This is a genomic window from Ilumatobacter sp. (genome assembly GCF_041688325.1).
In the GTDB taxonomy this organism is placed as follows: Bacteria; Actinomycetota; Acidimicrobiia; order Acidimicrobiales; family Ilumatobacteraceae; genus Ilumatobacter_A.
In genome coordinates this window covers 1-6,704 of sequence record NZ_JBDNIJ010000058.1, presented here as the reverse complement: position 1 = coordinate 6,704, position 6,704 = coordinate 1, and the positions used below count along the sequence as shown (strand labels likewise).

The 6,704-nt window shown below is 62.8% G+C and carries 4 protein-coding genes and 1 pseudogene; 4 read left to right on the top strand and 1 reads right to left on the bottom strand.

Translation table 11 applies throughout. From position 1 onward, the window contains the following. The 4 genes from ACH2EI_RS04460 to ACH2EI_RS04445 form a co-directional block, all read left to right on the top strand. On the top strand, positions 1-894 hold an 894-nt coding region (locus ACH2EI_RS04460), incomplete at its 5' end, for a phosphotransferase (RefSeq protein ID WP_395159246.1). Between the two features lie 116 nt (positions 895-1,010). Next, on the top strand, positions 1,011-2,372 hold the full coding sequence (locus tag ACH2EI_RS04455) for a carotenoid oxygenase family protein (protein ID WP_395159244.1): 1,362 nt from the start codon (positions 1,011-1,013) through the stop codon (positions 2,370-2,372). A 171-nt stretch (positions 2,373-2,543) separates the two neighbouring features. Next, entirely contained in the window at positions 2,544-3,908 is a 1,365-nt protein-coding gene (locus ACH2EI_RS04450) for an ABC transporter substrate-binding protein (RefSeq protein WP_395159242.1), read from the top strand. A gap of 35 nt (positions 3,909-3,943) precedes the next feature. Further along, positions 3,944-5,947, top strand: coding sequence for an ABC transporter permease (locus ACH2EI_RS04445; RefSeq protein ID WP_395154552.1), 2,004 nt, complete (start codon positions 3,944-3,946; stop codon positions 5,945-5,947). A 36-nt stretch (positions 5,948-5,983) separates the two neighbouring features. On the opposite strand, the pseudogene ACH2EI_RS04440 reads toward ACH2EI_RS04445, so the two are convergent. Then, a pseudogene (locus ACH2EI_RS04440) lies at positions 5,984-6,704 on the bottom strand (NAD(P)/FAD-dependent oxidoreductase); the annotation flags it as partial.

Below are 6,704 nucleotides of genomic sequence, written 5' to 3'. Positions count from 1 at the left end.
GTGATCGTCAAGTTGCCAACGGCTGATCCCGGCGGGCAGTTCATCGGAGAGATGATGCGACTCTGGGAACGCGAGCACCGCTTCTACCTCGACGTCGCCCCGCTCATGCAGATCCGCATCCCACGTGCGTTCGTCAACATCGCGGAGCCGCCGTGCCTCGTGCTCGAAGATCTTGCGCCGGCCGTCGTTGGCGATCACGTGGCCGGCGCCACTCTCGCCCAAGCCGAACAGGCCATCGACGCAATCGCTCGACACCATGCGACGTGGTTCGAGCATCCACTGCTGGAGACGTTCACCTGGATGCCCGGACTCGACGATCCGTCGATCCTCACCCTCGGGGCAACATTCGAAGTGGGTTGGCCGCTGTTCCTCGAACGGTTCGGTGACGAGCTGCCGGATCGATGTCTGCGATGGTGCGAACGATTCGTCGGCGACATCCCAGAATGGATCGCCGGACATTTCGACGAACCCATCACGCTGACCCACGGCGACTACCGACTCGACAATCTGTTCTTCTCCGACGATGGTTCTGTCGCAATGATCGACTGGCAGCTTGCGATGCGGGCCCCAGGCCAGGCCGACTTCGTCTACTTCTGTGCGAACAACCTCACCGTGGAGATGCGCCGTGCGCACGAAGACGATTTGCTCGAACGATACGTGGCAGGTCTGCATGCCGGCGGCGTTCCCATTGACGCAGTAACGGTCGACTCGGTCCGCCAGGGATATCTCGAAGGGCTCGTCTTCTACGCAGTGTCATTCGGCGCCAGCCTGTTGACGATCGACCCCGCCAATGAACGCGGCACGGCACTCTTCGAGGCGTTGGTTCGCCGAACGTTTGCTGCCGTCGACGACCTCGACGCTGGCCGCTCACTCGGGTTCGACGACGACGGCTGAGGCGCAATCACACTAAATTTACTCCCAGTACATCCGCCTGGTTTAATCGTGTACTGTTTGCTCAGCCAGCGAGATCGCTCCAATCATCGCAACACAAAACGACAGGAAATCACGACATGTCGACCATCGAGAACATCGAGGAACTGCCGCTCCACCTCCGAGGCAACTGGGCGCCGCTGACGGAGGAACGCACGATCACCGACCTCAAGGTGACCGGCACGATTCCCGCGGAACTCGACGGCCGCTATGTGCGCAACGGCGCCAACCCGGTTACAGGGTTCAGCGATCACCCGTTCCTCGGCGACGGGATGATCCACGGCATTCGGCTCCGTGGCGGCACAGCCGAGTGGTACCGCAACCGGTACGTCCAGACCCCATTCATCTCGACGCCTGAACGCCCGGTGATCGATCTCAACGACAGCCTCACCGACATGGCTGCGTCGAAGGCGAACACCAACGTGGTTGGCCACGCCGGCCAGATTCTGGCGTTGGAAGAGGGTCACTTCCCGTATGTGCTCGACGGCAATCTCGACACCGTCGGGCCCACCGACTACGACGGCAAGTTGAAGGGGTCGTTCACGGCCCATCCGAAACTGTGTCCTGTCAACGGCGAACTCGTCGGGTTCGGCTACTCACTGTTCGCGCCGTACCTCACTTACCTCCGTGTCTCGGCCACTGGCGAACTCGTGCAGAGCGAGAAAATCACCGTCGGCGGACCGACGATGATGCACGACTTCAACATGACTCAGAACCATGTCATCTTCATGGATCTGCCCGCCGTGTTCGACATGGACATGGCGATGCGCGGCGAGATGCCGATCCACTGGAGCGACGACTATCCAGCGCGGCTCGGCGTGATGCCGCGCAATGGCAACGACGCCTCGGTCGTCTGGTACGACATCAACCCTTGCTACGTCTTCCACCCGATGAACGCCTACGAAGACGGCACCAAGATCATCCTTGATGTTGCCCGACTCGATCACGTCTGGCGCGACAGTGCAATGGACTTCCCCGAGCCAGCGTTGTACCGGTGGACCATTGACACCGCCTCGGGACGAGTCTCGGAAGAACAGATCGACGACCTGCCCGCTGAGTTCCCACGGGTTCCCGATTCCCGCGTCGGTCTGAAGCACCGCTTCGGCTACATGATGGCCAACGCGGCGGCGTCGGCGTTTGAGGACCCGCTGTCGGCGAACGGTGCCATTCTGAAATACGACCTTGAGACCGGGGCGCGGACGAGCGTCGATGTCGGATCGGGCCGTCTTCCAGGCGAATCGTCCTTCGTGCCGAAGGACGGGGCCGTCAACGAAGACGACGGCTACCTCATGACCTATGTCTATGACGCCAACACCGACACCAGTGAGTTCGCGATCTTCGACGCAGCAACCATGAGCAACGAACCGGTGGCAACCGTGCAACTACCGCGAGTGCCGTTCGGGTTCCACGGCAACTGGGTGCCCAGCGCAGTGGCCGACTGACGCCGCAGTTGACTCGATGGGGATCGGGCCGACTGCAGATGACGAAAGTGCAACGAACACCAATTCACAACAGGGCGTCGATTTCTAGATCGACGGCTCACTGAGGGGGGAAACATGTATAGCTCAACGACCGCATCACCACGACGGGGACGGCGCAGAGGCTCGCTTGGCGTGCTGCTCGCATCGTTTGCACTCATTGCTGCTGCGTGCAGCAGCGACGGGGCGTCTTCGACAATCGCGGAACCGGCCGCGACGGAGGCAGCACCAGCCACCGACGCACCAGCCGCTACCGAGCCAGCGCCAGCGGCGACCGATGCACCAGACGACACAGAGCCAGCGGCGACTGACGCCCCCGTCGATTCCGAACCGGCTGCGACGGATGACGATCCAGCCAAGGTGTTCCCCACGTTGGCTCCCCCAACCGGTGAACCAATCAAAGTTGGTCTCGTCAACTCCGAAGGCTCGCCCGGCCTGGACTTTCCCGACATCCGGACCAATGTCAGTGCAGCAGTCGACTATCTCAACGAGCACGGTGGCCTGGGCAACCGCCCGATCGAATTGGTCCACTGCGCCGTCAACGGCGCGCCCGACACGTCGCAAGCGTGCGCACAGGAACTCACAGGAAAGGGCGTCGAATTGGTGCTCTTGGGCCTCGACCTGTTCCCCGACTACGCGACATACACCGCGGCCGACGTTCCCGTCATCGGCATGCTGCCGATCCTGCCGGGCGACTACGCCGCCAACGCCTTGTTCCTCACCGGCGGCAACGCTACGACGATGGCCTCGATCGCTGCGGTCGCCAAAGACCACTTCGGTGCAGCAACGGTCGGCATCGTCAGTGCCGATAACGCCGGCGCCAACGCGAGTGAGGCATCACTCACCGCGTCGCTCGACGCCGCTGGGATTGCCCACACCACAGTGAAAGGCGGCGACAACGAAACCGATGCCGGCTATCAAGGCTTGATGCGCCAGGCTGCAGACGGCGACCCCGACGTGATCATTTCGCTCTATGCCGACGCCGGGTGCATCGGCACGATTCGAGGTCGCGCATCGCTCGGCATCGACACACCGGTGATCACCACGAGCATCTGCGCAGATGCTGACGTCATTGCCGAAGTCGGTGACGACGCCATCGGGTGGGTGTTCGCTGGAATTCAGACCACCGAAGACACGCCGGAGAAGCTGATCCTGCAAGAAGTTGTGGCCCCTGCATTGGGCATCGCTCCCGAAGAGGTCGATCCGACCGCACTTGGGCTCGGCGGACTCGGTGTGGTCATGACGATGTCGTTGGCGGTGTACTCCAACGCCGTTGTCGCAGCGGGTGGCGATCTGACCGGAAAGTCGTTGTACGAGTACCTCGGCACGACGCCGGCGTTGCAGCAGTGGCCATCAGGATCGCTTGTCGAGTGCGGCCAGTCCGAGACGTATTCGGCAATCTGTGCCTTCACGTTCCCGTTCGCCGAGTACCTCGAAGGCGGACAAGTGCTGACCGTGCCAGGCCTCGAAGCAGTGTCCAGCATCGCCTACCTGCCCTGAGCCGACGTTGAACCGAACCGAAGCGAGCCCGATCGATGAGTGACTACGCGTTCTACCTTCTGCTCGGCAGTGGGGCGGGTGCGATCATCGCCGGGCTCGCGTTCGGGCTGGTCATTACCTTCCAGGGGTCAGGCGTCGTCAACTTGTCCCATGGCGCCATGGCGATGTGGGCGACGTACGTGTACGCCGAGTTGCGCGAGGGCGCCTACGTTTTTCCGATACCCGGGCTGCCCGATCGCTACCACTTCAACGGTGACGTCGGCTTTCGATGGGCGATGATCCTGGCGTTGCTCACCGCCGCGGCGTTGGGCCTGCTCGTGTACCTGCTCGTGTTCAAGCCGTTGGCCAAGGCCCCGTCGCTCGCCAAAGTGGTGGCGAGCGTCGGATTGGTCGTCGTCTTGACCTCACTCGTTGAGCGAAGATTCGCGGACAAGACCAACATTCGGGTGAGCAAGATCCTTCCTCGCGAGTCGTACACGCTCACCGGTGATCTGACGATCCCCCGGGATGGCTTGTGGCTCGCCGCCATCGTCGCGCTGATCGGTGCGTTGCTGTGGGTGCTCTACAAGTACACCCGGTTCGGCCTGGTCACGCGAGCAGCAGCCGAAAACGAAAAAGGTGCCGTACTGCTCGGCTATTCGCCGAATCTCCTCGCAGGGGTCAGCTTCGTGCTGGCAAGCGTCGTGAGCGGCTTCATCGCAATCCTCGCATCGCCGATGCTCCAACTCGGTTCCCAGGTCTTCACGTTCGGCTTTCTCATCCCGGCACTCGGAGCCGCGCTCATTGGAAAGTTCCGCAACTTCGGGCCAACGGTGGCGACGGGCCTCGGCATTGGCATGGTGCAGTCGGTCTTCACCAAGCTGCAGGTCGACCTCAGCTGGTTCCCCGAGTACGGCGCACGCGAGGGGCTGCCGTTCCTCGTGATCATCGTTGCGATGGTCCTGCTCGGTGAGCGCCTCCCCGAACGAGGCGCGGTCGATAGGTGGCGACTGCCCGCAGTGCCGGCCTCCAAGGTGACGCCGATCAGCGTGATCGTGCCGGTCGGTCTGGCAGTCATCGGCCTCCTGTTCTTCGGCCCGCTTTGGCGCGGTGCCATCATGACCACGGTGATCGCCGTGGTGTTGGCGTTGTCGTTCGTGGTGCTCACCGGCTTCGGTGGGCAGACCTCGCTCGCTCAGATGGCATTCGCTGGTATCGCCGGATTCACGTTGTCGAAGATGGCAATCGCCTGGGGGATTCCGTTCCCCATCGCCCCGCTGCTCGCTGCGCTCGTCGCAGCGGTATCCGGAGTCATCATCGGCCTACCCGCCCTGCGTCTGCGGGGCACGAACCTCGCGATCGTGACACTCGCGGGCGGTGTTGCAGTGTCAGAGTTCATCTTCAAGAACCCGAAGTACGTCGGCGATGCCAGCACGGGCGGGGCAAAGGTCCCGTCACCGAAATTGGGTGACTGGGATCTCGCACTTGTGCTGGGCACCAAGTCGTCGCGACCCATCTTCGGAATTTTCCTGGTTGTCATCGCGCTCGCCATGGCGTTGATGGTGTCGAGTGTTCGGCGCAGCGGGATGGGCCGACGAATGCTCGCCGTGCGATCGAACGAGCGTGCCGCCAGCGCGGCAGGCATCAACATCGCCAGGGTCAAGTTGCAGGTATTCATGCTCTCAGCATTCATCGCCGGCATCGCCGGTTGCATGACTGCCTACCGTTTCGGAGCCGTTTCCGATGTGTCGTTCGGCGTGGTTGCGTCGCTGACCGCGCTTGCCGTTGCCTACCTGGGCGGGATCACCAGTGTGAGCGGGGCGGTCACGTCGGGCATCGTGGCAGCTTCCGGTGTCGCCTTCTTCACAACCAGTGAAGTGATCAGCGCCTTCGGCACATGGGAAGTGTTCATCGGTGGCGTGCTGCTCATTCTCACCGCAATCCTCAACCCCGAGGGCATTGCTGGCGCGATCCGCGGATCGATTGCAGACGTCAAAATCAAGAAGTTAGCGAAGGCCGAAGCGGAGACGCTGGCCACCGCCGCGCCCGCGGCACAGTGAACAACGGGTCGGCTGTCGCCCGCTTCTCAGCGGCGCCTACTGACCGGCGGCGTCGAGTTCGGCAACGTACTGCTCGAGCTTGGCGAGAGCCGGCTCGGCGTGGTCGAGTGCACCCATCATCAGGGTGATCAGCTCGTCGCTCGGCGTGTCAGTCGAGCTAAATCCGTCGAGGCGACTGTTGGCGAGCCACGCCTGGAGAGCCGGGTCGGCGCCCCATTTCGCGCTATTCAGCGAGTTGCCATGCGCAGTGCGGATCCAGTCGGTCGCGGCGTCCGGGTGGGGCACAACACCACAGAGCCCGTTCTTTTCGTCGGACGTGTCGTAGGCCGCTTCGCAGTGCGCAATGAAGGCCGCGCTGAACACTTGCTGGCAGTGCCGAACGGTCTGGAGCGTGATGCGGTTGCCGTCGAAGACCTGCTTTGGCGGGCGGCGGGCGAGGCCATCGGCGGTGCAGTCGATATGGGCGGTGTCGCCGCTCGTGGGCACCACTCCGTCGTCGAGGACGATCTGGTCGATGTCGATGCGTTGCACCCGGCCAAGGCGGACAACATCGGTGATTCGGCGGAGCTGAACGAGCTCGTCTTGGGTGACGGTCGAGCAGCGGTACATCGTTGGCTCAACGTCGGTGCTGAGCCGGAGCAGGATTCCGTCGGCTTCGAGCCGGGCGAACAGGTCAGCGATTGAGTCGGACTCGGCAATGTGCTTGAACTGGGTGATGAACCGTTCGGCGGTTCCCTCGAAGAAGTCGCCTGGCTGG

Coding starts and splice junctions, on each gene's coding strand:
- ACH2EI_RS04455 (WP_395159244.1), top strand. CDS start 1,011: ATGTCGACCATCGAGAACATCGAGGAACTGCCGCTCCACCTCCGAGGC.
- ACH2EI_RS04445 (WP_395154552.1), top strand. CDS start 3,944: ATGAGTGACTACGCGTTCTACCTTCTGCTCGGCAGTGGGGCGGGTGCG.